28 protein-coding genes are annotated in these 24,432 nt (G+C 71.8%); 12 read left to right on the forward strand and 16 right to left on the reverse strand.

The genetic code is table 11. The features are described 5' to 3' along the window. Position 1: 1 nt before the first annotated feature. The 3 genes from ABZS66_RS08100 to ABZS66_RS08110 all read left to right on the forward strand — a co-directional run bounded on the left by ABZS66_RS08100 (position 2) and on the right by ABZS66_RS08110 (position 3,366). On the forward strand, positions 2-793 hold the full coding sequence (locus ABZS66_RS08100; RefSeq protein ID WP_354756286.1) for an enoyl-CoA hydratase-related protein: 792 nt from the start codon (positions 2-4) through the stop codon (positions 791-793). Between the two features lie 46 nt (positions 794-839). After that, positions 840-2,063, forward strand: a complete 1,224-nt coding sequence (locus tag ABZS66_RS08105; protein WP_354756288.1) for a DUF1800 domain-containing protein — start codon at positions 840-842, stop codon at positions 2,061-2,063. Between the two features lie 76 nt (positions 2,064-2,139). Beyond that, positions 2,140-3,366, forward strand: a complete 1,227-nt coding sequence (locus ABZS66_RS08110) for a DUF1501 domain-containing protein (protein ID WP_354756290.1) — start codon at positions 2,140-2,142, stop codon at positions 3,364-3,366. Positions 3,367-3,411: 45 nt separating this feature from the next. Here ABZS66_RS08110 and ABZS66_RS08115 read toward each other — a convergent pair whose 3' ends face one another. Together ABZS66_RS08115 and ABZS66_RS08120 are read right to left on the reverse strand one after the other, a co-directional pair. After that, positions 3,412-4,392, reverse strand: a complete 981-nt coding sequence (locus tag ABZS66_RS08115) for a hypothetical protein (protein WP_354756292.1) — start codon at positions 4,390-4,392, stop codon at positions 3,412-3,414. Positions 4,393-4,424: 32 nt separating this feature from the next. After that, positions 4,425-5,015 carry a class I SAM-dependent methyltransferase gene (locus ABZS66_RS08120; RefSeq protein ID WP_354756294.1) on the reverse strand — a complete coding sequence of 197 codons (591 nt, stop codon included), beginning with the start codon at positions 5,013-5,015 and terminating at the stop codon, positions 4,425-4,427. A gap of 164 nt (positions 5,016-5,179) precedes the next feature. Between ABZS66_RS08120 and ABZS66_RS08125 the strand changes: the two genes are divergently transcribed. Then, positions 5,180-6,490, forward strand: coding sequence for a trypsin-like peptidase domain-containing protein (locus tag ABZS66_RS08125; RefSeq protein WP_354756296.1), 1,311 nt, complete (start codon positions 5,180-5,182; stop codon positions 6,488-6,490). 71 nt (positions 6,491-6,561) lie between these two features. Next, positions 6,562-6,981 carry a twin-arginine translocase TatA/TatE family subunit gene (locus ABZS66_RS08130; protein WP_354756298.1) on the forward strand — a complete coding sequence of 140 codons (420 nt, stop codon included), beginning with the start codon at positions 6,562-6,564 and terminating at the stop codon, positions 6,979-6,981. Positions 6,982-7,207: 226 nt separating this feature from the next. On the opposite strand, the gene ABZS66_RS08135 is transcribed toward ABZS66_RS08130, so the two are convergent. The 3 genes from ABZS66_RS08135 to ABZS66_RS08145 all read right to left on the reverse strand — a co-directional run bounded on the left by ABZS66_RS08135 (position 7,208) and on the right by ABZS66_RS08145 (position 10,319). Further along, positions 7,208-8,350, reverse strand: coding sequence for an Mrp/NBP35 family ATP-binding protein (locus ABZS66_RS08135; RefSeq protein ID WP_354756300.1), 1,143 nt, complete (start codon positions 8,348-8,350; stop codon positions 7,208-7,210). A gap of 96 nt (positions 8,351-8,446) precedes the next feature. Next, positions 8,447-9,052, reverse strand: a complete 606-nt coding sequence (locus ABZS66_RS08140; RefSeq protein WP_354756302.1) for a DUF1003 domain-containing protein — start codon at positions 9,050-9,052, stop codon at positions 8,447-8,449. Further along, positions 9,045-10,319 (reverse strand): CBS domain-containing protein, encoded by a 1,275-nt coding sequence (locus tag ABZS66_RS08145; protein WP_354756304.1) that lies wholly within the window; start codon positions 10,317-10,319, stop codon positions 9,045-9,047. The genes ABZS66_RS08140 and ABZS66_RS08145 overlap by 8 nt, the downstream gene beginning before the upstream one ends. A gap of 32 nt (positions 10,320-10,351) precedes the next feature. Between ABZS66_RS08145 and ABZS66_RS08150 the strand changes: the two genes are divergently transcribed. Continuing rightward, on the forward strand, positions 10,352-11,209 hold the full coding sequence (locus ABZS66_RS08150) for a PhzF family phenazine biosynthesis protein (protein WP_354756306.1): 858 nt from the start codon (positions 10,352-10,354) through the stop codon (positions 11,207-11,209). Here ABZS66_RS08150 and ABZS66_RS08155 read toward each other — a convergent pair. After that, positions 11,155-12,069 (reverse strand): DMT family transporter, encoded by a 915-nt coding sequence (locus ABZS66_RS08155; protein ID WP_354756308.1) that lies wholly within the window; start codon positions 12,067-12,069, stop codon positions 11,155-11,157. The two genes, ABZS66_RS08150 and ABZS66_RS08155, sit on opposite strands and share 55 nt — an antisense overlap. A 124-nt stretch (positions 12,070-12,193) precedes the next feature. On the opposite strand from ABZS66_RS08155, the gene amrA reads away from it, so the two are divergent. After that, positions 12,194-12,772, forward strand: a complete 579-nt coding sequence (gene amrA / locus ABZS66_RS08160; protein ID WP_354756310.1) for an AmmeMemoRadiSam system protein A — start codon at positions 12,194-12,196, stop codon at positions 12,770-12,772. 12 nt (positions 12,773-12,784) lie between these two features. Further along, on the forward strand, positions 12,785-13,273 hold the full coding sequence (locus ABZS66_RS08165; RefSeq protein ID WP_354756312.1) for a hypothetical protein: 489 nt from the start codon (positions 12,785-12,787) through the stop codon (positions 13,271-13,273). Here the strand turns inward: ABZS66_RS08165 and ABZS66_RS08170 are convergent. Then, entirely contained in the window at positions 13,251-14,075 is an 825-nt protein-coding gene (locus tag ABZS66_RS08170) for an SDR family NAD(P)-dependent oxidoreductase (protein ID WP_354756314.1), read from the reverse strand. The two genes, ABZS66_RS08165 and ABZS66_RS08170, sit on opposite strands and share 23 nt — an antisense overlap. 77 nt (positions 14,076-14,152) lie before the next feature. Here ABZS66_RS08170 and ABZS66_RS08175 point away from each other — a divergent pair, with 77 nt between their 5' ends. Next, on the forward strand, positions 14,153-15,106 hold the full coding sequence (locus tag ABZS66_RS08175; protein ID WP_354756316.1) for a CoA ester lyase: 954 nt from the start codon (positions 14,153-14,155) through the stop codon (positions 15,104-15,106). A gap of 53 nt (positions 15,107-15,159) precedes the next feature. Further along, the gene (locus ABZS66_RS08180) at positions 15,160-16,071 is read left to right on the forward strand and encodes an SDR family NAD(P)-dependent oxidoreductase (RefSeq protein WP_354756318.1); all 912 of its coding nucleotides are present in this window, start codon (positions 15,160-15,162) and stop codon (positions 16,069-16,071) included. On the opposite strand, the gene ABZS66_RS08185 is transcribed toward ABZS66_RS08180, so the two are convergent. Beyond that, on the reverse strand, positions 16,068-16,289 hold the full coding sequence (locus ABZS66_RS08185; RefSeq protein WP_354756320.1) for a DUF4190 domain-containing protein: 222 nt from the start codon (positions 16,287-16,289) through the stop codon (positions 16,068-16,070). The two genes, ABZS66_RS08180 and ABZS66_RS08185, sit on opposite strands and share 4 nt — an antisense overlap. A 116-nt stretch (positions 16,290-16,405) precedes the next feature. On the opposite strand from ABZS66_RS08185, the gene ABZS66_RS08190 reads away from it, so the two are divergent. Further along, the gene (locus tag ABZS66_RS08190; RefSeq protein WP_354756321.1) at positions 16,406-17,620 is read left to right on the forward strand and encodes an acyl-CoA dehydrogenase family protein; all 1,215 of its coding nucleotides are present in this window, start codon (positions 16,406-16,408) and stop codon (positions 17,618-17,620) included. On the opposite strand, the gene ABZS66_RS08195 is transcribed toward ABZS66_RS08190, so the two are convergent. From ABZS66_RS08195 to trxA, 5 genes are all read right to left on the reverse strand, one after another. Continuing rightward, positions 17,589-18,011, reverse strand: a complete 423-nt coding sequence (locus tag ABZS66_RS08195; protein WP_354756322.1) for a CoA-binding protein — start codon at positions 18,009-18,011, stop codon at positions 17,589-17,591. The two genes, ABZS66_RS08190 and ABZS66_RS08195, sit on opposite strands and share 32 nt — an antisense overlap. A 20-nt stretch (positions 18,012-18,031) precedes the next feature. After that, positions 18,032-18,487 (reverse strand): potassium channel family protein, encoded by a 456-nt coding sequence (locus ABZS66_RS08200; RefSeq protein ID WP_354756324.1) that lies wholly within the window; start codon positions 18,485-18,487, stop codon positions 18,032-18,034. Between the two features lie 41 nt (positions 18,488-18,528). Continuing rightward, the gene (locus tag ABZS66_RS08205; protein WP_354756326.1) at positions 18,529-19,242 is read right to left on the reverse strand and encodes a hypothetical protein; all 714 of its coding nucleotides are present in this window, start codon (positions 19,240-19,242) and stop codon (positions 18,529-18,531) included. A gap of 78 nt (positions 19,243-19,320) precedes the next feature. Continuing rightward, positions 19,321-21,327, reverse strand: coding sequence for an intein-containing Rv2578c family radical SAM protein (locus tag ABZS66_RS08210; protein WP_354756374.1), 2,007 nt, complete (start codon positions 21,325-21,327; stop codon positions 19,321-19,323). A gap of 88 nt (positions 21,328-21,415) precedes the next feature. Beyond that, positions 21,416-21,793: a thioredoxin gene (trxA, locus tag ABZS66_RS08215; RefSeq protein ID WP_354756328.1), complete on the reverse strand. Its 378-nt coding sequence runs from the start codon at positions 21,791-21,793 to the stop codon at positions 21,416-21,418. Positions 21,794-21,925: 132 nt separating this feature from the next. Here trxA and ABZS66_RS08220 point away from each other — a divergent pair, with 132 nt between their 5' ends. Continuing rightward, complete coding sequence (locus ABZS66_RS08220; protein WP_354756330.1) at positions 21,926-22,315, forward strand: DCC1-like thiol-disulfide oxidoreductase family protein; 390 nt, start codon at positions 21,926-21,928, stop codon at positions 22,313-22,315. A 145-nt stretch (positions 22,316-22,460) separates the two neighbouring features. On the opposite strand, the gene ABZS66_RS08225 is transcribed toward ABZS66_RS08220, so the two are convergent. Genes ABZS66_RS08225 through ABZS66_RS08235 form a run of 3 tightly spaced genes read right to left on the reverse strand, consistent with a single transcriptional unit; the run spans position 22,461 to position 24,163 of the window. Then, positions 22,461-22,886, reverse strand: coding sequence for a hypothetical protein (locus ABZS66_RS08225; protein ID WP_354756332.1), 426 nt, complete (start codon positions 22,884-22,886; stop codon positions 22,461-22,463). A 6-nt stretch (positions 22,887-22,892) separates the two neighbouring features. After that, positions 22,893-23,741 carry an MFS transporter permease gene (locus ABZS66_RS08230; RefSeq protein ID WP_354756333.1) on the reverse strand — a complete coding sequence of 283 codons (849 nt, stop codon included), beginning with the start codon at positions 23,739-23,741 and terminating at the stop codon, positions 22,893-22,895. Beyond that, positions 23,729-24,163 carry a hypothetical protein gene (locus ABZS66_RS08235; RefSeq protein WP_354756335.1) on the reverse strand — a complete coding sequence of 145 codons (435 nt, stop codon included), beginning with the start codon at positions 24,161-24,163 and terminating at the stop codon, positions 23,729-23,731. The genes ABZS66_RS08230 and ABZS66_RS08235 overlap by 13 nt, the downstream gene beginning before the upstream one ends. Between the last annotated feature and the right edge of the window lie 269 nt (positions 24,164-24,432).

The following is a 24,432-nucleotide window of genomic DNA, read 5'->3' on the forward strand; positions in this document are numbered from 1 at the left end:
CATGTCCGACACCCTGCTCGTCGAGCGCGCCGACGGCGTCGCCACGGTGACGCTCAACCGCCCCGACGCGTACAACGCGCTGAATGACGAGCTGAAGGTCGCACTGCGGGACACGCTGGGCGAGATCGCAGAGGATTCGGCAGTACGAGCAGTGGTCGTCGCGGGCGCGGGGAAGGCCTTCTGCGCGGGGCAGGACCTGCGCGAGCACGTCGCCTCGCTGGAGGCCGGCACGGGCGCCTCGCTGTCGACGGTGTCCGAGCACTACAACCCGATCACGCTCGCGCTCGGCGGGATGCCCAAGCCCGTCGTCGCGGCCGTGCGCGGCGTGGCCGCCGGGGCCGGCGCGTCGCTCGCCCTGCTCGCCGACTTCCGCATCGGCGGCCCGAAGACGTCGTTCCTGATGGCGTTCGCCAACGTCGGCCTGGCCGGCGACACCGGCATCTCGTGGACCCTGCCCCGCCTGGTCGGCCACGCCAAGGCCACCGAGCTGCTGCTGCTCGCCGAGCCGGTCGACGCGCAGACCGCTTTCGGGCTGGGCATGCTGACCCGGCTGGCCGAGACCGACGACGAGGTCCTGCCGGCCGCCCAGGCCCTGGCCGCCCGCCTCGCCGCCGGCCCCACCGTCGCGTACGGGCAGATCAAGCGCGAGCTGGCCGCCGGCGGCTCGGGCTCGCTGGCCGACGCGCTGCGGATCGAGGCGGAGGCCCAGTCCACCTGCGGCCACACCGCCGACCACCGCGACGCCACGGCCGCGTTCGTCGCGAAGCAGAAGCCCGTCTTCAAGGGAGCCTGAACAGGGGTTTACAACCCTCGAACACTTGGGTTCTACGGTCGTGGGCATGAGCGTTGCCCACCTGCTGCGCCGCGCGACGTTCGGGCCGACCGCGGACGAGGTCGATGCGTTCGCCTCGCTGGACCCGGCTGAGGTCGTCGACCGGCTGCTCGTGCCGTCGCGCGACGACGCCGGGGCGGCCCGCACGCCGCTGCCCAAGCTCGGCCCGGTCACGAACGAGCGCAGCGACCGGGCCAAGCAGATCCGCACCGTCGCGGTGTGGTGGCTCGACCGCATGACCCAGGCCGAGCACCAGCTGCACGAGAAGCTGACGTTCTTCTGGCACGGGCACTGGGCCACCTCCGCCGACAAGGTGAAGTCGGGCCCGCTCATGCTCGGCCAGCAGCAGACACTCTTCCGGACCGGGCTCGGCGACTTCGCCACTCAGGTCCGGGCGATGATCCGCGACCCCGCCCTGATCCTCTGGCTCGACGGGCAGAAGAACACGGTCAAGGCCCCGAACGAGAACCTGGCCCGCGAGCTCATGGAGCTGTTCACGCTCGGTGTCGGCAACTACACCGAGCGGGATGTGCGGGAGGGTGCCCGCGCCCTGACCGGCTGGGTCGTCGACCAGCCCCGCGGCACGGCCACGCTCAACCCGAAGCGCCACGACGACAAGCCGAAGACCATCCTGGGCTCGACGTCGAACTATGACGCCGACGGCTTCGCGTCGCTCCTGCTGGGCCAGCCGTCATGCGCCGCGTTCATCGCCAGGCGGCTTTGGCTTCGGTACTGCGGCGAAGGCGACATCCCGCCGGCCACACTGGACGCGGCGCGAACCGCGACCACCACAGGCGCGATGCTGCGCACGCTGCTGCTCGCCGACGGCCACACCGAGCTGGTCAAACAGCCGGTCGAGTGGCTGGTCGGCGCGCTGCGCCAGCTCGGCATCCGCCCCGTCGAGCAGCACCTCAACTCCCTCAACCAGCTGGGCCAGGTGCCGCTGCGTCCGCCGAGCGTCGGCGGCTGGCCGTCGGGCGCGGCCTGGCTGACCACGTCGGCGACGCAGGCCCGGCTCAAGGTGGCCCAGTCCCTGGCCGCGAAGGCCTCGCCGGCCGTGCTCGACCGCCTGAAGTCGGTGCCCCAGCCCCAGCGCGTGGTCGCGCTGGCCCGCCTGCTGGTGGTCGACCGCTTCACCGACCGCACGGCGACCGTCCTGTCCGCCGTGGCGGCCGACCCGCGCAAGCTGCTGGCCCTGGGCCTGGCCAGCCCCGAGTACGCGGTCTGCTGATGGCCCCCTCCAGGCGCACCCCTGACGCGCCGCCGTTCCAGTTCCGAGTACGTGACCTGTCGATGGAGGTCCTCCCGTGGACACCGTGACGCGACGCCGGTTCCTCATCGCGAGCGGCGTGACCGGCGCCGCCGCCCTGGCCGCCGGCACCGCCTGGACGCTGCGCGACCTCTTCGAGACGGCGGCCTGGGACGACCGCCCCGGCGACGCCGGCACCCTGGTCCTGGTCACGCTCTACGGCGGCAACGACGGCCTGGCCAACGTGATCCCGTTCGCCGCCCCCGGCTACCGCGACGCCCGCCAGGAGTTGGCCTACGCGCCGGAGGAGGTCCTGCGCCTGAACGACGAGCTGGGCCTCAACCCGGCGCTCGTCGGCCTCAAGCGCATGTACGACGCCGGCAAGCTCGCCGTCGTCCGCGGCGTCGGCTACCCGAAGCCCGACCACAGCCACTTCCGCTCGATGGACATCTGGCAGACCGCGCAGCCCGACCGCCCCGGCAACACCGGCTGGCTGGGCCGCTGGCTGGACTCGGTCGGTGGCGACCCCCGCCACGCGGTTTCGTTCGAACCCGTCCTCCCTCCGCTGCTCGCCGGTGCCACCACCGCCGGCGCCGCCATCCCGGTGACCGGCTTGGCCCTGCCCAACGGCGTCTCGATGTCGACCCTGACCTCACTCGGCCAGTCCTCCCCGGGCGAGCCCCCGCTGCAGGCCCGCGCCGCCCGGGCCTTCGCGGACCTGGTCGCCGTCGACACCCTGATCCAGAGCGCCGACACCGACGCCGACGACGACCAGTCCTCGACGTCGACCGGCACCGGCACCGGCGGCCGCGCCGACCTCCCCGAGCAGCTGGCCCTGGTGGCCAGGTGCGTGGAGGCCGGCGTGGCCACGCGGGTGTTCTCGGTCTCGCTCGGCGGCTTCGACCTGCACGCCGACGAGCGAAACTCCCAGGAGGCCCTGCTGAAGCGCCTGGACAGCGCCCTCACCACGTTCGCCGAACGCATGGCCAAGACCGAGGCCGGCCGCCGGGTGGTGGTGGCGGTCTACTCGGAGTTCGGCCGCCGGGTCGCTGCCAACGGCTCCGACGGGACGGACCACGGCACGGCGTCCAACATGTTCGTCCTGGGCTCCCCGGTGAAGGGCGGCCTGTTCGGCGAGCAGCCCAGCCTCGCCGACCTGGACAACGGCGACCTGAAGTTCACCACCGACTTCCGCTCGGTCTACGCCGCGCTGCTCCGGGACGTCCTGGACGCCGACCCGGGCCGGATCCTGAACTACACCAAGCCCCTGGACGGCCTCTTCTAGCCGCTCGGGGCCGCGTCCGGGCCCGGCTCGGGGAGGTGGCGAGCGTCAGGCGGCCGCGGCGGCCAGCGGGACGGGCGGCGGCGACGGGGCGTCGGACGAGTCCGGGGTGGGCAGCCAGCCCAGGGCGGTGCGGGCCGTGTATGCCCACCAGCCGATCCACGGACCGTAGCGGCGGCGGAGATCGGTGGGGGTCGGGGTCGGCTCGCCGTAGAGCGCCAGGGTCGTCTTCGTGAACTGGGCCCGCTCCAGGGGAACGGCGTCGGGGCGGCCCAGGGCGCGCAGGAGAAGGCCGTGGGCGGTGAACGTGCCGATGCCGCGGACGGCGAGCAGGGTCGCGCGAGCCTCCTCATAGGGCGCCGCGCGGAGGGCGGCCTCGTCCAGCTCGGCGAGGCCGGAGAGCACCGTCAGCAGGCGCTCGGTGCGGAACTGGCTGCCCGTGAAGGGCAGGAGGTGGTGCACGTCCAGGGCGGTCACCACGGCAGCCGTGGGGAACGCCGCATATGCGCGGCCCTCCACGACGGCCCACGGGCCGTGCTCGTCGACCAGGCGGCGTTTGCGGGCCGCCGCATACCAGGCCGTGGAGCGGTGGGTCAGCGTGAAGTAGGTGGCGGCCTCGGTCAGGGTCGGGAAGCGGACCTGGTGCAGGCCCTCGGCGACGGGCAGGAGGCGGGCCATCGCCGGGTCGCTGCGGGCGATCGCCAGGAACTCGGCGCGCTCGTCGTCGAGGCCCAGCCAGTCGGTGACGGCGGTGGCGACGGCCGTCGTCTCGGCCGGGGTCAGGGGCTCGTCGCTGTGGACGGTCACGGCGACGCCCGGCTCGCCGTCGTCGCGGGCCATCACCTCCGTGACCACGGCTCGGGACGGGTCGGTCGGGTGCAGGAACGCCTTGCGGACGCGGCCGTCGCCGGTGAGGAACTGGTCGTTGTGGTTGGGCGTGAAGGTGCGCATCGCGCGCATCGAGCAGGCCAGGTCGAACGGGGCGGTGGCGGACAGGACGACGCGGGTGGTGGTGCCGAGTTCGGTCATGGCGACAGTTTCGAACCCGGGTACGACACTTTCTAAGCCGCGCGGGCCGCCAGCAACAGTCCGTCACCGATCGGCAGCAGAGCGGGAATCCAGGCGTCGCTGTCGCGCAGGCCCTTGACCGTCTCCCTCAGCAGTACCGTCTCCGTGTCCCGGATCGTGGGATCACTCACCCGGCCGCCGGCCAGCGCCTCGTTCAGCACCAGCGTCCCGCCCGGCCGCAGCAGGCGCTCGGCGGCGGCCACGACGGGGCCGTACTCGGCCGGATCGTGGTCGACGAACACCAGGTCGTACGCCCGGTCGGCGAGCCGCGGCAGCACGTCCAGCGCCCGGCCGGTGATGATGCGGGTGCGCGACGGCGGGTTGCCGGCGGCGGAGAACACGCGCCGCGCGATCCGCTGGTGCTCCGCCTCGTAGTCGATCGTGGTGAGGACGCCGTCGCGCCGCATGCCGCGCAGAAGCCACCCGCCGCTCACCCCGGTGCCGGTGCCGACCTCCACGACGGCCTTGGCGTTGCTCACCGCCGCGATCACCCGCAGCGCCGCCCCGCAGCCCCGGCTGACGGCGTGGATGCCCAGCTCACCGGCCTGTTCCCGGGCAGCGGTGAGCACCGGGTCCTCCAGCACATATCCGTCGACGAAGTCGGCGAACTGCTGCGCGCTTCTCGCGGACGCGGTGATGGGGCACCTCCAGGTGACTCGATTCCCGGCAAAGCCTAGGAGACCTCGCCCCCGCGTGTGGGATGCCGGAGCGTGTAATGCTGGATGCGAAACGGACGGAGGAGCCGATCGTGACAGACGGTTCGGCCTGGCGGCAGCCGGGCCACGGCGCAGCGCCCAGCCCCGGTGGCTGGGCGACGCCAACGCAGGGCCGCCCGCAGGCGCAGCCGCAGCCCGCGCCGGACAGCTGGTGGTCCGATGCGCTGGCCGACCCGTGGCGCGATCCCGATGCGCCGGTCGTCGTGGTGAAGACGCCACAGGACGAGATCCCGCCGCTGGAGAAGCCGCCGGCGCCCGGCCCGGGGCCGCGCCTCGGCCTGGGCCTCGTGCTGGTCGTGTCGATCGTCACGGCCCTGCTGGCGGGCGCGCTCGGCGGCACGCTCGGCTACGTCTTCGCCGTCGGCGGGGGCGGCGGCCTCGGCGGCACGGAGCTCGGCAGCGACCCGCCACTCAACGGCCGCCCGCCGGACTCGGTCGCCGCGCTGGCCAAGAAGGTCCTGCCCAGCGTCGTCACGATCAGCATCCGGGTCGGCTCCGGCACGTCGCTCGGCTCGGGCTTCGTCGTGTCCAACGACGGCCACGTGATCACCAACAACCACGTCGTCGAGGGCGGCACCGGCAACGCGACGGTGCGCTTCAACGACGCGACCGTGGTGTCGGCGAAGGTGGTCGGCGGCGACGACGAGTCCGACGTCGCCGTGCTCAAGATCGACACGGCCGGGCTGCCCGAGGGCAAGCTCGTGCCGGTCGAGTTCGGCGACTCCGACCAGGTCCAGGTCGGCGACCCGGTCGTCGCGGTCGGCGCGCCGCTCGGCCTGACCAGCACGGTCACCTACGGCGTGGTCAGCTACCTCGACCGCCCCATCCGCACCAGCGAGGGCGGCACCGCGCGGTATTACGCGGCAATCCAGACCGACGCCGCGGTCAACCAGGGCAACTCGGGCGGCCCGCTGTTCGACGCCGCCGGCCGCGTGGTCGGCATCAACTCCGTGATCGGCACCCTGTCCGAGGACCAGTCCACGGCGGGCAACGTCGGCCTCGCGTTCGCGATCCCGATCAACCATGCCAAGCGCATCGCAACCGACATCATCAACACCGGCAAGGCCCGGCGCACCGTGATGGGCGTCCAGCCCGACCCGTCGTACCGCAACCCCGCCGGCGGCGCGCGCCTCGCCTCCGTCGAGGCCGGCGGGCCGGCCGCCGCGGCCGGGCTGAAGAGCGGCGACGTGATCCTGGCGGTCAACGGCAAGCCGATCGAGGAGTTCTGGGATCTCACCGCGCTCGTGCGCAAGTACGCGCCCGGGGACACCGTGGAGATCCAGTACTTACGGGGTACAACTCGGGAAAAAGCGCCCGTGACGCTGGTCGCAGACGCCAAGTGACCGCCGGGGCCTCCCCGTTCGGGTCCGTAGGTGCGTAGTCTTGCGGCTGAGAGCAGGGGAGGGCCGGCACAATGGGCTTGGAGAACATCGGCGGCTGGGAGTTCATCCTGATCATCCTGGTCGGGCTGTTCATCTTCGGTCCCGACCGACTGCCGAAGGCCATCGGCGACGGCATGCGCATGCTGCGCAATGTCCGCCAGATGGCGCGCAACGCGACCGGTGACCTCAGCAAGGAACTCGGCACCGACATCCAGCTGGAAGACCTCCACCCGAAGACCTTCCTGCGCAAGCACCTGCTCAGCGAGGCCGACGAGGCCGCCCTCCGCAAGCCGCTGCAGGGCATCTACGACGACGTCAAAGGCGTGGCGGACGGTGTGAAGCGCGACGCCCAGGCGGCCGCGTCCGCTGCGAACGGCGCCACGGCCGCGGCGGCCACCCCGGCGCCCCCGGCCCAGCCGGCCGTCCGCGCCTCATGGGACGACGTCACCTGATCCTGTACCGCCGCCCGCAGCACCTTCCGCCCCACACAAGCGCGCCCGACTTTACGGAAATGTCCGATTCGGGGCGCGCCCAATGAAGTGGGCAGTGAGCGTGATGCCCCGCTTCCATGATCCGCGTCGCCCGCGCTTCCATGATCAAGGGAGCCATCTGGCTGTCATAGCGACCAGATGTTTCCCTTGATCATGGAGATGCCGGGGGCGAGAAAAAAGCGCTAGGTCAGCGGCCGGCCGGCTTGAGGCCCAGCGGCTTGCCGACCAGGCTCTCGCGGCGCTGCGCCAACCGGTCCGCTACCGACCGCAGGGCGGACGCCGCCGGCGCGTCCGGGGTCGCCAGGACCAGCGGGAGGCCCGAGTCGCCCGCCTCGCGGAGCCGGGTGTCGAGCGGGATCTGGCCCAGCAGCGGCACCTTCGCGCCGACCAGGCGGCTCAGGGAGTCGGCCACCGTCTGGCCACCGCCGGCGCCGAAGATCTCCATCTTCTCGCCGGTGGGCAGCTCCAGCCAGGACATGTTCTCGACCACGCCGACGATGCGCTGGTGGGTCTGCAGGGCGATCGACCCGGCCCGCTCCGCCACCTCGGCCGCGGCGGCCTGCGGCGTCGTCACGACCAGGATCTCGGCCGACGGCAGCAGCTGCGCGAGGGAGATGGCCACGTCGCCGGTGCCCGGCGGGAGGTCGAGGAGCAGAACGTCGAGGTCGCCCCAGTACACGTCGGCGAGGAACTGCTGGAGCGCCCGGTGCAGCATCGGGCCGCGCCACACGACGGCCGTGTTGCCGGGTGTGAACATGCCGATCGAGATGACCTTCACGCCGTGCGCGGAGGGCGGCATGATCATCGACTCGACCTGGGTCGGGCGGCCGTCGGCGCCCAGCATGCGGGGAATCGAGTGGCCGTAAATGTCGGCGTCGACGACGCCGACCGAGAGGCCCCGGGCGGCCAGCGACGCGGCCAGGTTGACCGTGACACTCGACTTGCCCACGCCGCCCTTGCCGCTGGCCACCGCGTAGACGCGGGTGCGCGAGCCCGGCTGGGCGAACGGGATGACCGGCTCCTGGACGTCGCCGCGCAGGCTGGTCTGGAGGTTCTTGCGCTGCTCCGGGGTCATGACGCCGAAGTCGATCTCAACCGCGGTCACGCCCGGGACCGCCCCGACCGCGCGCGTGATGTCGCTGCGCAGCTTGTCCTTCAGCGGGCAGCCGGCCACGGTCAGGAGGATGCCGATCGTCGCGACCCCGTCGGGACGGAGCGTGACGTCACGCACCATGCCCAGCTCGGTGATCGGGCGGCGAATCTCAGGGTCGTCGACGGTCGCGAGCGCAGCGCTGATCGCGTCCTCGACGGTGGTGGCCGGGGCAGACATGGCTGCCATGTTACGTCGGGAAGCGCGCTCAACAGGCGTGTCGAGGACAGTGTCACACGACCCGAAATGAGAAATTTGTCGCGCGCCGCGTGCCGGCTAATGCGACCTCGACCGCCGCCGGGGAGCAGGCGGCTCGTCGGAGTCGACGGAGTCGTCGTCGAGCGGCTCGTCCAGCGTAGGAGGCGTCGCGGCGGCGGCCTTCCGCGCCTTCTTCCGCTCCAGCTTCGCCCGCCGCACGGCCGCCTCGTCGAGCTCCTCGCTCATCCGGGCCAGCTCCGAGCGCAGGAAGTCGCGGGTCGCCACCTCGCCGACGGCGATGCGCAGCGCGGCGATCTCCCGGGCCAGGTACTCGGTGTCCGCCTTCTGGGCCGCCGCCCGGCGCCGGTCCTCCTCGGAGGCCAGCCGGTCGCGGTCCGCCTGCCGGTTCTGCGCCAGCAGGATGAGCGGCGCCGCGTAGGAGGCCTGGAGGGACAGGATCAGCGTGAGGAACGTGAACGTGTACGGGTCGAAGCGCCAGCTCTGCGGCGTCAGCGTGTTCCAGGCGATCCAGGCCAGGATCACCACCGTCATGTAGACGAGGAACTTCGCGGTCCCCATGAACCGGGCGATGCCTTCCGACCACTGCCCGAACGCCTCCGGGTCGAAGCGGGGCAGCGTGATCCGGGCGTCACGCGGCTGGTCGAGGCGGCGGCGGTCAGCCACGGGCACCGCCGGGCAGTGGCAGGGGCTCGGCGTGGTCGCGGTCGCGCCAGTCCTCGGGCAGCAGGTGGTCGAGCACATCGTCGACCGTGACGGCGCCGACCAGCTTGTCGTTGTCGTCGACCACAGGCATCACCACCAGGTTGTAGGTCGCCATCCGGCGGGTGATCTCGGCCAGGGTGGTACCGGGTTCGAGCGGGTCGATGTCGTTGTCGACCACGCCGCCGAGCAGCGCCGAGGGCGGCTCGCGCAGCAGCCGCTGGAAGTGGACGACCCCGAGGTACCGGCCGGTGGGTGTGGCCATCGGCGGGCGGGTGACGAAGACGCCGGCGGCGACGGCCGGGGAGAGCTGCGGCTCGCGGATGCGGGCCAGCGCCTCCGCCACGGTGGCGTCCGGCGGCATGACGATCGGCTCCGAGGTCATCACCGAGCCGGCGGTGCCCGGCAGATAGTCGAGCAGGGCGCGGACCGGCGAGGCCTCGTCGGGCTCCATCAGGTCGAGCAGCACCTCCTGCTCCGGCTTCGGCATCTCGGCCAGCAGGTCGGCCGCGTCGTCCGGGTCCATCTCCTCCAGCACGTCGGCCGCCCGCTGCGGCTCCAGCGCGGTGATGATCTCCAGCTGGTCGTGCTCGGGCAGCTCCTCCAGCACGTCGGCGAGCCGCTCGTCGTCCAGCGCGGCGGCGACCTCGACCCGGCGGCTCTCGGACAGGTCCTGCAGGACGTTGGCCAGGTCGGCGGGGCGCATGTTGTCGAGGACCGCGAGCAGATTGGCCGTGCCCTGGGTCTGGGGCTCCCCGGCCAGTCCGGCGACCTCGCCCCACTCCAGCTGGTTGAGGTGGCCGCGGCGGGTGAGCCGGCCGCTGAACTCGCGGACGGCGACGCGGGTGAGCGACCACTCGCCGGTGCGGTCGGACTCCATGGCCACGTCGACGACGGTGCCGGTGCGCCCGCTGGTCGGGATCGTGACGTGCCGGTCGAGGAGGTCCTCCAGCACGAGCAGCTCACCGGCGCGCTTCTCGAACCGGCGCAGGTTGAGCGTGCCGGTGTTGAGCACCACGGCGTCGGGTTCGATCGCGGTGATCCGCCCGATGGGCAGGAAGATGCGCCGCCGCATCACCATCTCGGCGACCAGCCCGACCACTCGGGGCGGCTGGTTGCCGGTGCGGGGACGCGCGACCGCATCGCGCACCCGGCCCACCTGGTCACCGTTCGGATCGAACACGCTCAGGCCGGCGAGGCGCGCCACATAGACTCGCGGCGCAGTGCTCACAAGAGACCAGCCTACTTATTAGGCTTCGACTCATGAGCATGGTGCGGTACTCCGTCGTCGACGTCTTCACCGACCGGCCGTTCACCGGCAACCCGCTGGCGATCGTCCACGACGCGCAGGACCTGGCAACCGAGCAGATGCATGCGATCGCGCGCGAGTTCAACCTGTCCGAGACGATCTTCGTGCTGCCGCCGACCATGCCCGAGGCGACGTACCGGGTGCGGATCTTCACGCCGGGCACCGAGCTGCCGTTCGCCGGCCACCCGAGCGTGGGCTGCGCGGTCACGCTGCACCGCGCCGGTGTGGTCAAGGACACCGACGTCGTGCAGGAGTGCGGCGCCGGGCTGATCCCGATCCGGATCGACCCGGAGCACCACAGTGCGACGGTCACCGGCGGCGAGCCGACCGTCGGCGCGGCCCTCGACCCGGCACCGCTGCTCGCGGCGATCGGCCTGACCGGGGAGGACTACGTCGGCCCGGCACCGCGCACGGCCGGCTGCGGGCTCGATTTCGCGTACCTGTCGGTGACGGACGCGGCCGTCACCCGGCTCAAGCTGCAAGGTCACGTCGACAACGTCAGCGTGTTCCACTGGGACGCCGAGCGGCACGAGGCGCACGCCCGGGTGCTCGTCCCCGGGGTCGGCGTGGCCGAGGACCCGGCGACCGGGTCGGCGGCGCTCGGCCTCGGCGTCTGGCTGGTGGCCGCCGGTCTGCTCCCCGGTGACGGCCTCAGCCGGTACCGGATCACCCAGGGCGTGGAGATCCACCGGCCGTCGTCGTTGCAGTGCTCGGTCACCGCGTCCGGCGGGGCGGCGGTCTCCGCGACCGTGGGCGGTCACGTGGTGCCGATCGCCTCCGGCGAGATGGCCGTGCCGCCGTTCGTGGGCTGACCGGGCCGACGGGGCCGACCGTGCGCCCCGAGCACGACGATCGCCACCCCGGCCAGCAGCACGGCGATCCCGGGCAGCGTGCGGGCCTCAGGAAGCTGGTCGAGCAGCAGCCAGGCGATCACCAGCGCCCCGGGCACCTCCAGCAGGAGCAGCACCGCGACCATGGTCGCCGAGATGCGCCGGAGCGCGTAGTTGATCAGCGTGTGGCCGAGCAGCTGCGGGCCGATCGTCATCGCCGCGATCGCGAGCCAGGTCCGCCCGTCGAAGCCGACCAGGTCGGCCCCCGTGACCAGGCAGGCCAGCAGCAGCACCACGGCGCAGACCGAGTAGCAGACGCTGGTGTACGTCGTGGTCGCGACCGTCGCCCGGGCCCGCTCACCGAGCAGCGTGTATCCGGCCGCGGCGATACCGCCGACCAGCGCCAGCGCGTCGCCGAGCAGCGCCCGGGGCGACGCGTCGGGGTCGGCGCCGGTGGCGAGCGCGACGCCGGCCACCGCCACCGCGATGCCGGCCCAGGTCGAGGCGGGCACCCGGACGCCCCGAACCGCCGAGATGAGTGCCGCCCAGACCGGCGTGGTCGAGACCAGCGCCACCGACATGGCGACGCTGGTGAGCTGGGCGCTCGGCACCCAGGTGCCGAAGTGCACCGCCAGGCACAGCCCGGACAGGACGCTCACGCCGCCCGCCTTGCGTACCTCGTGCGGCCTCCGGGCCAGCGCAACCGGTGCGAGCACGCCGACCGCCGCGGCGTTGCGCCAGAAGGCGATCGCGAGCGCCGGGGCCGTCGCGAACGCGATGAGCGGCGCCGACGACGAGATGGCCACGATCGCGACGGCGAGGGCCGCGACGGCAAAACGCATGCCGGAGATCTTTTCACCCGCCGGGAACTCCCGGAGAAGTGTCGTTGATCCGACACATGTTGCCGCCCGCGGATACCGAGCCCGGCCGGCGCGGCGGTCGAGTCGGCGCACCTATGCTGATGGCGTGACGGCGGCATTGTCGCTGACGGATGGCCGGCTCCTCGCCTGCCTGGCGGCGGACGCGGTCCGCGCGCGTCTCAGCGGGGCCCGCCTGGTCGCCCGGCTGCCGCTCGACGGCGCCCTGCACGCCACCGGCGCCTCGTTCGTCACGCTGGAGCGCTCGGGAGTCCTGCGCGGCTGCGTCGGCAGCCTGGAGCCGGTCCGTCCACTGCACCGCGACGTCGTGCGCAACGCGGTCCGGGCGATGACCGACCCCCGGCTGCCGCCGGTCACCCACGACGACTGGCCGCTGCTCGACGTCAAGGTCTCCGTTCTCGGCCCGCCCGCGCCGATCCCAGCCGGCGACGGTGCGCAGGTGCTGGCCGCGCTGGTCCCCGGCACTCACGGGCTGATCCTGGACGACGGCCGGCGGCGCGCCACGTTCCTGCCGTCGGTCTGGACGAAGCTGCCCGAGCCGCAGCGGTTCCTGACCGCGCTGCTGCGCAAGGGCGGCTGGCCCGACGGGGAGTGGCCGCCCGGGGTGTCGGCCTGGCGGTACGGGTCGAGCGAGTTCCATGATCACTCGCCCCGGGCGCCGTTGTGATTGGATTGCCGTATGGAGCCGTTGATCGAGGAGGCCGCCAAGAAGGCCGCGGTCGCCTGGCTGTCGGTGCCCGGTGCCGGCCCCGCCTACCTGGTGTGGTGCGCCTGGCTCGGCGGCTCGCTGCTGGTCGTGAGCGGCCCCGGTGAGCAGCCCGCACCGGGCCTCGCCGAGGCGTCCACCGTCGACGTCACACTCCGCGGCGACCACGGCGGCCGCATCGTCACCTGGGCGGCGACCGTGACCCGGATCGACCCGTCCGCCGACGAGTGGGCCGAGCTGGTGCCCCAGCTGGCCGGCAAGCGCCTCAACGGCGTCGCCGAACTGGCCACCGTGTGGGCCGAGCGCTGCGTGGTCAGCCGCCTGACCCCGGCCGGCGACACCCGGCCGCTGCCCGACGACGCGCAGGCCGCCCCGCCCCGGCCGTCCCCGGCGACGCGGCTGCCGAAGCGGCCGTTCCGCCTGCACAAGGTGCGCGGGGCTAAGCGAGACCGACAGCGCTGAGGCTGGCCTCCCACAGCCGGGCCGCGAGCCGCGGGTCGCGGGTGGCCGCGGTCGGCTGCGCGAGCCTGCGCCTGGCGTAATACCCGCCCGGGGTGAGCTGCACGGACGGGGTCGCGGCCAGCCAGACCAGCGTGTCGGCGCCCTGCTGCGGCGTCCTGGCGAACGGCGTGATCTGGCTCGCCCAGCTGACCCCGATGCCGGCGCCGAAGCGGGTGCGGACCCAGCCCGGGTGGTACGCCGCCGACATGATGTCGGGCCAGCGCCGCGCCGCCTCGGCCGCGAACAGGATGTTGGCCTGCTTCGCCGAGCCGTAGCGCCTCCACAGCCCCGAGCGGCGCTCGCCGCGCAGGTCGTCGGGGTCGACCGCGCCCATCGCGTGCGCGCCCGACGCCGTGTTGATGATGCGGCCGTTGCGCAGCTGCTCCCGCAGGAGGTTGCTGAGCAGGAACCCGGCCAGGTGGTTGCTCTGGATCGTCTCCTCGAACCCGTCGGGTGTGACGACGTGCCCCCGCACGACGCCGCCGGCGTTGTTCGCCAGGACATCGATCCTCTGGTACCGCTGGCGCAGGTGGTCGACGAGAACATGCACGTCGTCGAGGCGCGCGAAGTCGGCCCGGTAGGCCGGGGGCGGCTTACCACCCGCCGCTTCCTGCACCGCGGCGGCCGCGGCGGTGAGACGATCGGGGTTGCGGCCGACGAGCACCACGTGGGCGCCGCGGCGCGCCATCTCGACACATGCGGCCAGACCGATGCCCGAGCTGGCTCCGGTGACCACGATCGTACGGCCGGTGAGATCTCCCACAGGGGCATTCTGCGCGCTCACGCGACGAGGTTACCGTGGCGTACCCCGCCCCTTAACCGTTGCTAAGGAGCTTCGCCATGGCCGCTCTCGGTCGCCCCCGCCGCTCGTGCCTCGCCGTTCCGGGATCGAGCGTGAAGATGCTCGACAAGGCCCGGGGGCTGCCCGCCGACCAGGTCTTCCTCGACCTGGAGGACGCGGTCGCGCCGCTCGCCAAGCCCGAGGCGCGCAAGAACATCGTGGCGGCGCTCAACGACGGCGACTGGGGCGGCAGGACCCGCGTGGTCCGGGTCAACGACCTCACCACCCCGTGGACGTACCGCGACGTCATCGAGGTTGTCGAGGGCGCCGGCGAGCACCTCGACTGCATCATGCTGCCGAAGGTGCAGTCGGCCGCCCAGGTCCAGTGGCTCGACCTGACGCTGACCCAGATCGAGAAGACGATCGGCCTGCCGGCCGGGAAGATCGGCATCGAGGCGCAGATCGAGAACGCCGCCGGCCTGGTCAACGTGGACGCGATCGCCGCGGCCTCGCCCCGCGTCGAGACGATCATCTTCGGTCCGGCCGACTTCATGGCCTCGATCAACATGAAGTCGCTCGTCGTCGGCGCGCTGATCCCCGACTATCCCGGCGACCCGTACCACTACATCCTCATGCGCATCCTGATGGCCGCCCGCATGCACGACCTCCAGGCGATCGACGGTCCGTTCCTCCAGATCCGCGACGTCGACGCGTTCCGCGAGGTCGCCAAGCGCAGCGCCGCCCTCGGCTTCGACGGCAAGTGGGTGCTGCACCCGGGGCAGATCGACGCCGCGAACGAGGTCTACAGCCCGGCCCAGGCGGACTACGACCACGCCGAGCTCATCCTCGACGCGTACGACTACTACACCTCCGAGGCCGGCGGGAAGCTCGGCGCGGTCATGCTCGGCGACGAGATGATCGACGAGGCGTCCCGCAAGATGGCGCTGGTCATCTCGGCGAAAGGCCGGGCCGCGGGCATGTCGCGTACCACCTCGTTCACCCCGCCGGCCTGAGAAAACGCGCGTCGCATTGCCCGGTGGCGGATCCGGAAGGCAGGATTTGCCCTATGGCACCCGACCTTCGCTCCAGCGGACCCGCCGGCAAGAGCGGCCGGCGCGATGTGAGCCGCCCGTCCTCCGCGCGGCGCGCGCTGCGCGCCGTCCCCTCCAGCGGTCCCGAGCTCGCCGAAGACCCGGCGGGCGACGAGTCGGCGACGACCGTCGAACGCCTCGACGGCCGGGTGGCCCTGGTGACCGGCGCCGGCAGCCCCGACGGCATCGGCTACGCCACCGCCCGTCGCCTGAAGTCGATGGGCGCGGCGGTCGCGATCGTCTCGACCACGCGGCGCATCCACGACCGCGCGAGCGAGCTCGGGGTGATCGGGTTCGTCGCCGACCTCACCGTCGAGGCCGAGGTCGGCGCCCTCGCCGACGCGATCAGCGACCAGCTCGGCGCCGTCGACATCCTGGTCAACAACGCCGGCCTGGCCAGCAAGGCCAGCCCGGAGGTGCTCCGCCCGGTCGCCCAGCTCACCTACGAGGAGTGGCGCGCCGAGATCGACCGCAACCTCACCACGGCGTTCCTGGTCAGCCGGGCCTTCGTCGGCGGCATGGCCGAGCACGGCTGGGGCCGCATCGTGAACCTGGCGGCCACGGCCGGCCCGGTGAACGCGCTGCCGGCCGAGGCCGGCTACGCGGCCGCCAAGGCGGGCGTGGTCGGGCTGACCCGCGCGCTGGCCATGGAGCTGGTCGCCGACGGCATCACGGTGAACGCGGTCGCCCCCGGCATCATCCACACCGGAGCGTCGACCCTGGTCGAGCTCAAGCAGGGCTTCGGCACGCCGATGGGCCGCCCGGGCACGCCCGACGAGGTGGCGGCGACGATCGCCTTCCTGTGCTCGCCGGGCGCCTCGTACATCACCGGCCAGATGCTGGTGATCGACGGCGGCAACAGCGTGCGCGAGGCGCAGTACCGCTAAAAACCGAGGACCACGATCGGGACCCCGCAGAGGCAGGCCAGCAGGGTGTAGCTGACGATGAGGGCGGTCAATGCCAGCCAACGACCGCCCTCGCCCGTCCGCTTGATCTGGGCCCACGCGATGTGACCCATGATGATGCCGAACGGCGGGAGCACCGCGAACGCCAGGGCCGCGATCGCCATGGTGTTGACGCCGGGAATCCGCTGGTCATCGTCCACCGGAGAAGAATTTCACAGCCACATGTGGCCCGCTCACATTGGCCGGCGCGCGGTGCGGACGGGATACTGCCTGCGTACCCGCCGGTAACTTGTGCTGACCAACGGAGGTCGACCAGATGGCCCGCCTAGCCCAGACACCAGGTCTGACCGATGTGCAGCAGTCGATCCTGGAGACCGTGCGGGAGTTCGTCGACAAGGAGATCATCCCCCACGCGCAGCGGCTCGAGCACGACGACGTCTACCCGGCCGACATCGTCGCCGGCATGCGCGAAATGGGACTCTTCGGGCTGACCATCCCCGAGCAGTACGGCGGCCTCGGCGAGTCGCTGCTGACCTACGCCCTCGTCGTGGAGGAGCTGTCCCGCGGCTGGATGTCGATCTCCGGCATCGTCAACACCCACTTCATCGTGGCCTACCTGGTCTCCCAGCACGGCTCAGCCGAGCAGCGCGAGCGCCTCCTGCCGCGGATGGCCGCGGGCGAGGTGCGCGGCGCGTTCTCGATGTCCGAGCCGGGCTGCGGCTCCGACGTCGCCGCGATCCGCACCAAGGCCGTGCCCGACGGCGGCGACTACGTGATCAACGGGCAGAAGATGTGGCTGACGAACGGCGCGTACTCCACCGTCGTGGCCACGCTGGTGAAGACCGACCTCGGCGCCGACTCGGTGTACGGGAACATGACCACGTTCCTGCTGGAGAAGGCGCCCGGCTTCGGCGAGAACGAGCTGCTGCCCGGCCTGACCATCCCCGGCAAGATCGAGAAGATGGGGTACAAGGGCGTCGAGACCACCGAGATGGTCCTCGACGGGGTCCGGGTGCCGGCGACCGCGATCCTGGGCGGCTCCGACCAGGCCGGACGCGGCTTCTACCAGATGATGGACGGCATCGAGGTCGGCCGGGTCAACGTCGCGGCGCGCGCCTGCGGCATCTCGGTCCGCGCGTTCGAGCTGGCCATCGCGTACGCCCAGCAGCGCCAGACGTTCGGCGTGCCGCTGGTCAAGCACCAGGCGATCGCGTTCAAGCTGGCCGAGATGGCGACGAAGATCGAGGCCGCGCACGGCCTGATGGTCAACGCCGCGCGCCTGAAGGACGCCGGCCGGCGCAACGACGTCGAGGCCGGCATGGCGAAGCTGCTGGCCAGCGAGTACTGCGCCGAGGTGGTCCAGGAGTCGTTCCGGATCCACGGCGGCTACGGCTACTCCAAGGAGTACGAGATCGAGCGGCTGATGCGCGAGGCCCCGTTCCTGCTCATCGGCGAGGGCACGAGCGAGATCCAGAAGACGATCATCAGCCGGGGGCTGCTCAAGGAGTACGGGGTCCTTCGGGAGCGCTGATCGCGTGGACGGCCCTGATGACCGCGATGCACGTGTCCTCGACGTAGTCGACCCCGGCGGCCGCGGCCAGCGCCCGGCCCTCGGGGGAGACGATGTCCTGCTGGAGCCAGACGGCCGGCGCGCCGATCGCGATCGCGTCCTTGACGACCTGGGTGGCGTCGGCCGACGGGCGGAACACGTTGACCAGGTCGACCGGCTCGGGGATGTCGGCCAGCGTCGGGTAGGCCTTCACGCCGAAGATCTCGTCCGCGAACGGGTTCACCGGGATGATGCGCCAACCGTGGCGCTGGATCTGCAGGGGTACCGAATGGGCCGTCTTCATCCGGCTCCGTGAGGCCCCGACGACCGCGATCGTAGTGACTTCCCGGAGGATCTGCTCCGCGCTGCGCATGGACGCAACGGTAGCTCGGGTCAGAGCCGGCGCTTGACGGCCGCGCTGACCACCGCCGCCGCCGTGCCGATGAACACCAGATTGAACACGATCTGGCAGCTCACCAGCACGCGTGCGGGCTGCCCGGCGGCGTGCACGTCGCCGTAGCCGACGGTCGCCAGCGTGGAGAGCGTGAAGTACAGCGCATCGGTGCGGGTGCGCAGTTCGATGAACTGATCGGCGACGAGGAAGTACGCGAGCGAGAAGCCGAACACGGCGAGCACCATCAGCAGCACGAGGCTCTGGACCCGCACGTCGTCGCGCGACCCGGCCCGGACCTGCCGGCGCAGCTGCCGGGCGAACAGCACGCAGAGCACGGCGATCCCGGCGAGCGCGACCGCGCCGCGGACCCACTCGTCGGCGGCGCGGATCGTGCCGAGCGGCACCAGGTAATACACGAGGGTGGCCACGGCCAGCGCGATCAGGGCCCGCCCCATGGCTCCAGCGTGCCCGCCCGGGGTGTGACTCCCGGGGTGGGCTACTGGATGGCGCGCGTCGCCAGCGTGCCGCGGAGGCGGTCGAGCTCCTCGGGCGTGCCGATGGCCGCCCGGTGCTCTGGATGGGTGACGTAGTCGTAGATCGACAGTGAGAGGAACCACAGCGACACGTCGAGCGGCACCGCCTGCCCCGGCTGGAGCTGGCGGATGCGCCGCCCCCGCACCAGCTCGGGCCGCGCGAGCCTCCACAGCGGACGGTCCGGCCCCGGCTCCAGCGCCGGCCAGGGCACGAACGTCCGCCCGCCGTCGATCCCGATCCCGTCGGCCGTCAGCAGCAGCGGCCTGCTGCGCAGCATCCGCTGCACCAGCAGGAGCATGGCGGTCGCGTTGAGCGCCAGGATGGCCCACGCGATGAGCGGCACGATCCGCCCCGGCACCCGCAGCCCGGTGACGGCCATCAGCACCAGCGCGGCGCTGAGCAGCCCGTTGAACAGGCACTGCCGCCGGAAGTTCGGCGGCACCGCGAACGCCACCCGCCCGTCGTGCGGGACCAGCCGGAACGTCGACGGCCCCCGGTTGGTCCGGGTGAGCTCCACCAGCCCGATGACGATCCCGAGCGTCGTCAGCGGCTGCAGCACGATCATGAGCGGCAGGAACGCCTCTGGCTCGTCGGCCAGAACGACCACCCCGACGGCCGCCCCAACGGCCATTGGTGGCAAAACGAGCACCAGATAGTCGCCGGCGCGTGCCCCCATGCGGCAGACCCTAGCCAACCAAGCTGACCGTTAGCTGACCGTCAGGCAGCGGAATCCCGGCCTCCGGCTTCCGACTCCTCACAGCAGGGTCAGCTGCTCAACGTCGGGTCCAGCGGTCGCCCGCCCGGACCGCTGCGGGGCGGCCGTCTCGGGCACGCCGAAGCCCTCCGGGGAGTCCGCGGACGGCATGCGGGTGGTGCCCGTGTGGCCGGTGTGTAACCCGTGCCGGCGGGACGCCATGCGGACCTGGGCGGACACCTCCCGCTGATACGCGCGGCCGGCGTAGAACCCGTCCCCGTACAGCTCCCGATACTGCGGCACCAGGTGCGGATGCTCGCGGGCGAGCCACCCCTGATACCACTCGCGGGCGCCGGGGCGCAGGTGCAGCGTGATCGGCACGACGGAGGCGGCGCCCGCCGCCGCCAGCTCGGCGACGGTGGCGTCGATCGACTCGGCGGTGTCGGTCAGGCCGGGCAGGATGGGCGCCATCAGCACGCCGACCCGGAAGCCCTCGTCGGCGAACCGCCGGACGACGTCGAGGCGGCGCCGCGGGCTCGGCGTGCCGGGCTCGACCGAGCGCCAGAGGGCCTCGTCGAGGAACCCGATCGACATCGACACGCTCACGCTGGTCACCTCGGCGGCCTGCTTGAGCAGGTCGAGGTCGCGGGCGATCAGGGTGCCCTTGGTGAGGATCGAGAACGGGTTGGCGTGGTCGCGCAGCGCGGCCAGGATGTCGCGCATCAGCCGATAGCGACCCTCGGCCCGCTGGTAGCAGTCGACGTTGGTGCCCATGGCCAGGTGGGCGCCGGGCCAGCTCTTCGCCGACAGCTCGCGGCGCAGCACCTCACCCGCGTTGACCTTCACCACGATCTGCGAGTCGAAGTCGTGGCCGGCGTCGAGGTCGAGATAGGTGTGGGTCCGGCGGGCGAAGCAGTTGTGGCTCACCACGCCGTTGGCGATGAAGTCGCCGGTGCCGGTGGTGATGTCGAACATCGGCACCTCGACGCCCAGCGCCTCGATGGCGGTGACCCGCAGCGACTCGTCGCCGCGCACAAGGTCGCCGACCGCCGTGCCGGTCGCCGTGACCGGCGCGAACAGCAGCCCGAACCGCACCCGCTCCCGCGTGCCGCCGAGCACCCGCACGCCGCCCATGCCCACGTCGTCGGTCACGCACGCGAAGCCCAGCACCGCGAGGCACTCCACCAGCCAGTCGACGACCACCTTGTCGACCGAGTGGAAGCGGGGCAGGCCGTCGGCCATTGCGCCGGCCGCGTCGAACAGCCCGGCCACGAACCCCTGGCGCCACCCCCGCGTCGGCGCCTCGGGCCACTCGAGCACGGCGCTGGCGTCGCGCACGCTGGCCCCGGCGAACTCCCGGTCGCCGCCGGCCATCGCGTGCAGCCCCCCGCAGGCCGCCGCATAGGCCCGGGCGCGGCGCAGCGCTTCGGCGGCGACCGGCCCGACGTGGCCGTCGCCGTTGACGAAGCCGCACAGATACCCCCGCCGATACTCCTCGCCCTCCACCGGCCGCTCCGGCAGCGCCCCGAACCCGGTGAGCCGGTTGGCGGTCGTCAGGTGGGGGCGGCGGCTGCGCCCGTGCCGCGCGCCGGTGACGTGCTTCCAGCCGCGGTCGGACAGGAACCGGTGGTCGCCCGAGGCGATCAGCGTGGTGCCGTCGGCGAGCGTCACCCGGTGCGCCGGCTTCACGGTCGACCAGTGGGCGAGGACCTTGGTCGTCACGTACCGCCGGAGGCGCCCGTCGCGCACCGTGCCCACGATCTCGTCGCCGACGGAGAGGTCGGCCAGCGGGCGGGTCGTCCCGTCGGCCATGAGGATGGCGGTGTCGCCGGTCAGGCAGTAGACACACGCGTGTGAGCAGCCCCGATAGGGGTTGATCGTCCATTCGAACGGCACCCGGGAGGTGCCCGACACTCGGTTGACCAGGGACTTTGCGCGCACCTCGTAGAACGTGACGCCCCGGAACTCGGGCGTGTCGAAGGTGCGGGCGACGGCCCCGGGCAGCGCGAGCGGAAGCACTCGCGACTGCCCGGTGTCACCGGTGCCGGGACCGCCAGTCGCCTTCAGGTTGTCCCATCGCACGGGTTCATTCGAACACGCGTACGAACAGGATGCAAGCACCCCGCGCGTGTGGTGGCGCAGGGTGCGCTGGTGATTACGCTTCGGCGTCCGCGGCGGCGGCCTCGGCGACCTTGGCCCGGACCTCGTCCATGTCCAGGTCGCGGGCCTGCTGGATGAGCGACTCGAGCGCCTGCTCCGGCAGTGCGCCGGGCTCGGAGTACAGCGCCACGCCGTCCCGGACGATCAGGAGCGTCGGGATGGAGCGGATGTTGAACTCCATCGCCAGCTGCTGCTCAGCCTCCGTGTCCACCTTGCCGAACGTGATGTCGGGGTTCTTCTCCGACACCCGCTCGTACACGGGCGCGAACCGCTTACACGGCCCACACCAGTCCGCCCAGAAGTCGACGAGGGTGATGCCCTCGCTGCCGACCTTCTCGGCGAAGTTCTCCACGGTCAGGTCTACGGTCGCCATGCTAGAAGCTCCGATCCTTCTCGGACGTCGCGTCGGGTACGCACCGTTGTAACCGCATACCCCTTACCGGCATTCCCAACCGGTGGCCGGGCTCACCCCGGCGCAGCGGTCTGGATGATCCATGATGAAACCATGGACCGGCCGACCTTCCTCTTCGACGGGGACTGCGCCTTCTGTTCATCATGCGCCCGCTTCATCGAGAACCGCATCAGGCCACGTGCTGACGTCGTCGCCTGGCAGTTCGCGGACCTCGACGCCTTGGGCGTGACGGAGGCCGAAGTGAGCTCGGCGGTCTACTACGTGGCTCCCGGCCACCCGCTGACGGCGGGCCCGGCCGCGATCGCCGACCTGCTGCGCCGGTCCGCGCTCCCGTGGCGCCTGGCCGGCGCGGTGCTGGGCTTCCGCCCGATCACGGCGCTGGCCTGGCCGGTGTACCGCTGGGTCGCCCGCAACCGCCACCGCATGCCCGGCGGGACAGCGGCCTGCGCCCTCCCGGCGAACCACCCGGCCCGTTCGGCCTGACGCCGAGGTCGCCGACCGATGGCAGGGCCCTGACTGCCCGTTTTGGCCGGTGTGGCGAGCCCGTCGATCGCCTGGCCCATGATCAAGGGAAGGATTTGGCTGTCATGGCAGCCAGAAGTTTCCCTTGATCATGGGCGGGTCCGGATCAGTGGGCGCCGCCGACCACCGCTCTGCCCTCGCGGGCGGCCCGGCGGTAGAACGCCCGCACGTCGTCGAAGTCCTGGTCGAACTCGAAGTCCTCGGCGGCCTCCAGCGCCAGTTCGATCGAGTTCGGCAGGTTCGCCGCGATCTGCGCCACCGCCGCCGGATCGTGCACGAACGCGCCCCAATAGCGCAGGCCGCAGTCGATCTGCGCCGTCCCCGTGCCCCTGGTGGCCCGGGCGATCCACGGGTGCGGGGACGACGGGTCGGCCAGGTCGACCAGGTCGTCGAAGTTGTCGATGCCCAGCACGTCCTCGTCCGGATTGATCCCCTTCGACGCCGGCGAGTCGAAGAACAGCGACTCCAGGAATGACGGCGTCGCCGGCAGCAGTGCCGGGTCCAGCTTGATCAGCGTCAGCCACACCGACATCGCGGATCACGCCACCTCTCTGGAAGGGGCGACCAGGCGGCGCACCCACACCACCGGGGTCACCTTCTCCAGCGGCAGGAAGCTCGCCATCGCCACCTGGTGCGGGATGAACGAGATGGTGATCAGGCTGAACGTGAACAGGTGGAACAGGTAGAAGCCGAAGATCAACGCGTATCGCACCCGCGGCTTGACGAAGAACACCACCGGGCTCAGCAGCTCGAAGCCCATGATCCCGAACTGGCCGGCGACGGTGAACCCCGGAATGTTCAGCAACCAGTGCGCGAGGTCCGTGCCGCGGCGGATGAAGGCGCGCGTCAGCGTCGCCCCCGTGAACCAGGCCAGGCCGCCGTCGCGCAGCTTGGCCACCGCGGCCAGGAAGTACGTGCAGACGACCCCGACCTGGGTCAGGCGCAGCGCGAAGCCGCCCGCCTCCGTCAACGCGGTCTCGCCGTGGCGGGCGCGGCCGGCCGTCGGCAGCACGGCCAGGGCGACCAGCAGGCCGAACCGGTCATGGTCGATCTTGCCGTAGCTCATCGCGATGATCATCCACTCGAGGTACAGGATGAACACCGACCAGCCGAGGAGGCGGTGCGCACGGCCCGTCGCGGCCAGCAGCGACAGCGGGATCAGGGCGAAGAACGTCGCGTCGACGATCACCCGGTTGGGTGCGGGGAGGTGCAGCAGGTCGCCGATCACGAGCGGCTGGTAGAGGTTCTGCGGCAGGTCGGCGTGGGAGCGGATCCAGCCGCTGAAGAACGTGACGTCCAGCGCGACGAACGCGTAGACCAGCGTGCGGAAGGCCGCGATCCGCCCCTTCGGTACCGGAGCGAAGAGCCATTTCGTCAGGGCCGCCATCGAGCCAGCACCACCTCGGTGATCTCGCCGGTCGGCTGGGCGTTGTGCAGGTGGTGCCGCTCCTCGATGATGTCGACCTCCACGAGGGGTGGCTGACCGGGGTTGCGGGCCGCATACGCGTCCTGGATCGAGCGCAGCAGCGACGGGTCCTGCTTGAACCGCTCGACCTGGGACTCGATCTCGGCCCGGCGCACCCCGGCGTTGCGCTCGTTGAGCTGGATGCGGCGGCCGGTGGCGTCGACGCCGTCGGTGCGCAGCACCGCGACCGGCTCGTTGGGCGGGTCGGCGTTGGAGAACTGGCGCATCGGCGAGAACGGGAACCACCAGTCGTTGCCGACGGTGGACCCGAGCAGCGTCAGGACGCCGAACACCAGCGCGGCGACCAACCGGCCCGCGCGCCCCCGCGAAGTCAGGCGTTCCATCGGCGCCAGACTTTACCGTCCGGTACCAACCGGGTATGTCCCAGCTTCGGGGAGCTATCACGCTGTGTAGTGAGAGTGACGCCACAATCCGTAGTGACAGCGCTCAATAAAGGTCTCATTTTGGTAACTGTGACTTGCGTCTCTATACGGAGCGTTGCGATTTACCCATCGATAGGACCAAGATACTCATCACAGAGCGTGGGCGGCGGGCGCCAGGGAGGGCCCCGCCGCTCACTGCGTTTCCGCACAGTTGGTCACTTTCGCTACCC

The sequence above is a fragment of the Dactylosporangium sp. NPDC005572 genome (assembly GCF_040605515.1).
In the GTDB taxonomy this organism is placed as follows: Bacteria; Actinomycetota; Actinomycetes; order Mycobacteriales; family Micromonosporaceae; genus Dactylosporangium.

What these genes read in the sequence shown, in the direction of transcription:
- ABZS66_RS08100 (WP_354756286.1), top strand. Translation starts at nt 2, where the DNA reads ATGTCCGACACCCTGCTCGTCGAGCGCGCCGACGGCGTCGCCACGGTG.
- ABZS66_RS08105 (WP_354756288.1), top strand. Translation starts at nt 840, where the DNA reads ATGAGCGTTGCCCACCTGCTGCGCCGCGCGACGTTCGGGCCGACCGCG.
- ABZS66_RS08115 (WP_354756292.1), bottom strand. Translation starts at nt 4,392, where the DNA reads ATGACCGAACTCGGCACCACCACCCGCGTCGTCCTGTCCGCCACCGCC.
- ABZS66_RS08130 (WP_354756298.1), top strand. Translation starts at nt 6,562, where the DNA reads ATGGGCTTGGAGAACATCGGCGGCTGGGAGTTCATCCTGATCATCCTG.
- ABZS66_RS08135 (WP_354756300.1), bottom strand. Translation starts at nt 8,350, where the DNA reads ATGTCTGCCCCGGCCACCACCGTCGAGGACGCGATCAGCGCTGCGCTC.
- ABZS66_RS08150 (WP_354756306.1), top strand. Translation starts at nt 10,352, where the DNA reads ATGAGCATGGTGCGGTACTCCGTCGTCGACGTCTTCACCGACCGGCCG.
- ABZS66_RS08155 (WP_354756308.1), bottom strand. Translation starts at nt 12,069, where the DNA reads ATGCGTTTTGCCGTCGCGGCCCTCGCCGTCGCGATCGTGGCCATCTCG.
- ABZS66_RS08165 (WP_354756312.1), top strand. Translation starts at nt 12,785, where the DNA reads ATGGAGCCGTTGATCGAGGAGGCCGCCAAGAAGGCCGCGGTCGCCTGG.
- ABZS66_RS08175 (WP_354756316.1), top strand. Translation starts at nt 14,153, where the DNA reads ATGGCCGCTCTCGGTCGCCCCCGCCGCTCGTGCCTCGCCGTTCCGGGA.
- ABZS66_RS08180 (WP_354756318.1), top strand. Translation starts at nt 15,160, where the DNA reads ATGGCACCCGACCTTCGCTCCAGCGGACCCGCCGGCAAGAGCGGCCGG.
- ABZS66_RS08190 (WP_354756321.1), top strand. Translation starts at nt 16,406, where the DNA reads ATGGCCCGCCTAGCCCAGACACCAGGTCTGACCGATGTGCAGCAGTCG.
- ABZS66_RS08195 (WP_354756322.1), bottom strand. Translation starts at nt 18,011, where the DNA reads ATGCGCAGCGCGGAGCAGATCCTCCGGGAAGTCACTACGATCGCGGTC.
- ABZS66_RS08200 (WP_354756324.1), bottom strand. Translation starts at nt 18,487, where the DNA reads ATGGGGCGGGCCCTGATCGCGCTGGCCGTGGCCACCCTCGTGTATTAC.
- ABZS66_RS08205 (WP_354756326.1), bottom strand. Translation starts at nt 19,242, where the DNA reads ATGGGGGCACGCGCCGGCGACTATCTGGTGCTCGTTTTGCCACCAATG.
- trxA (WP_354756328.1), bottom strand. Translation starts at nt 21,793, where the DNA reads ATGGCGACCGTAGACCTGACCGTGGAGAACTTCGCCGAGAAGGTCGGC.
- ABZS66_RS08220 (WP_354756330.1), top strand. Translation starts at nt 21,926, where the DNA reads ATGGACCGGCCGACCTTCCTCTTCGACGGGGACTGCGCCTTCTGTTCA.
- ABZS66_RS08225 (WP_354756332.1), bottom strand. Translation starts at nt 22,886, where the DNA reads ATGTCGGTGTGGCTGACGCTGATCAAGCTGGACCCGGCACTGCTGCCG.
- ABZS66_RS08230 (WP_354756333.1), bottom strand. Translation starts at nt 23,741, where the DNA reads ATGGCGGCCCTGACGAAATGGCTCTTCGCTCCGGTACCGAAGGGGCGG.
- ABZS66_RS08235 (WP_354756335.1), bottom strand. Translation starts at nt 24,163, where the DNA reads ATGGAACGCCTGACTTCGCGGGGGCGCGCGGGCCGGTTGGTCGCCGCG.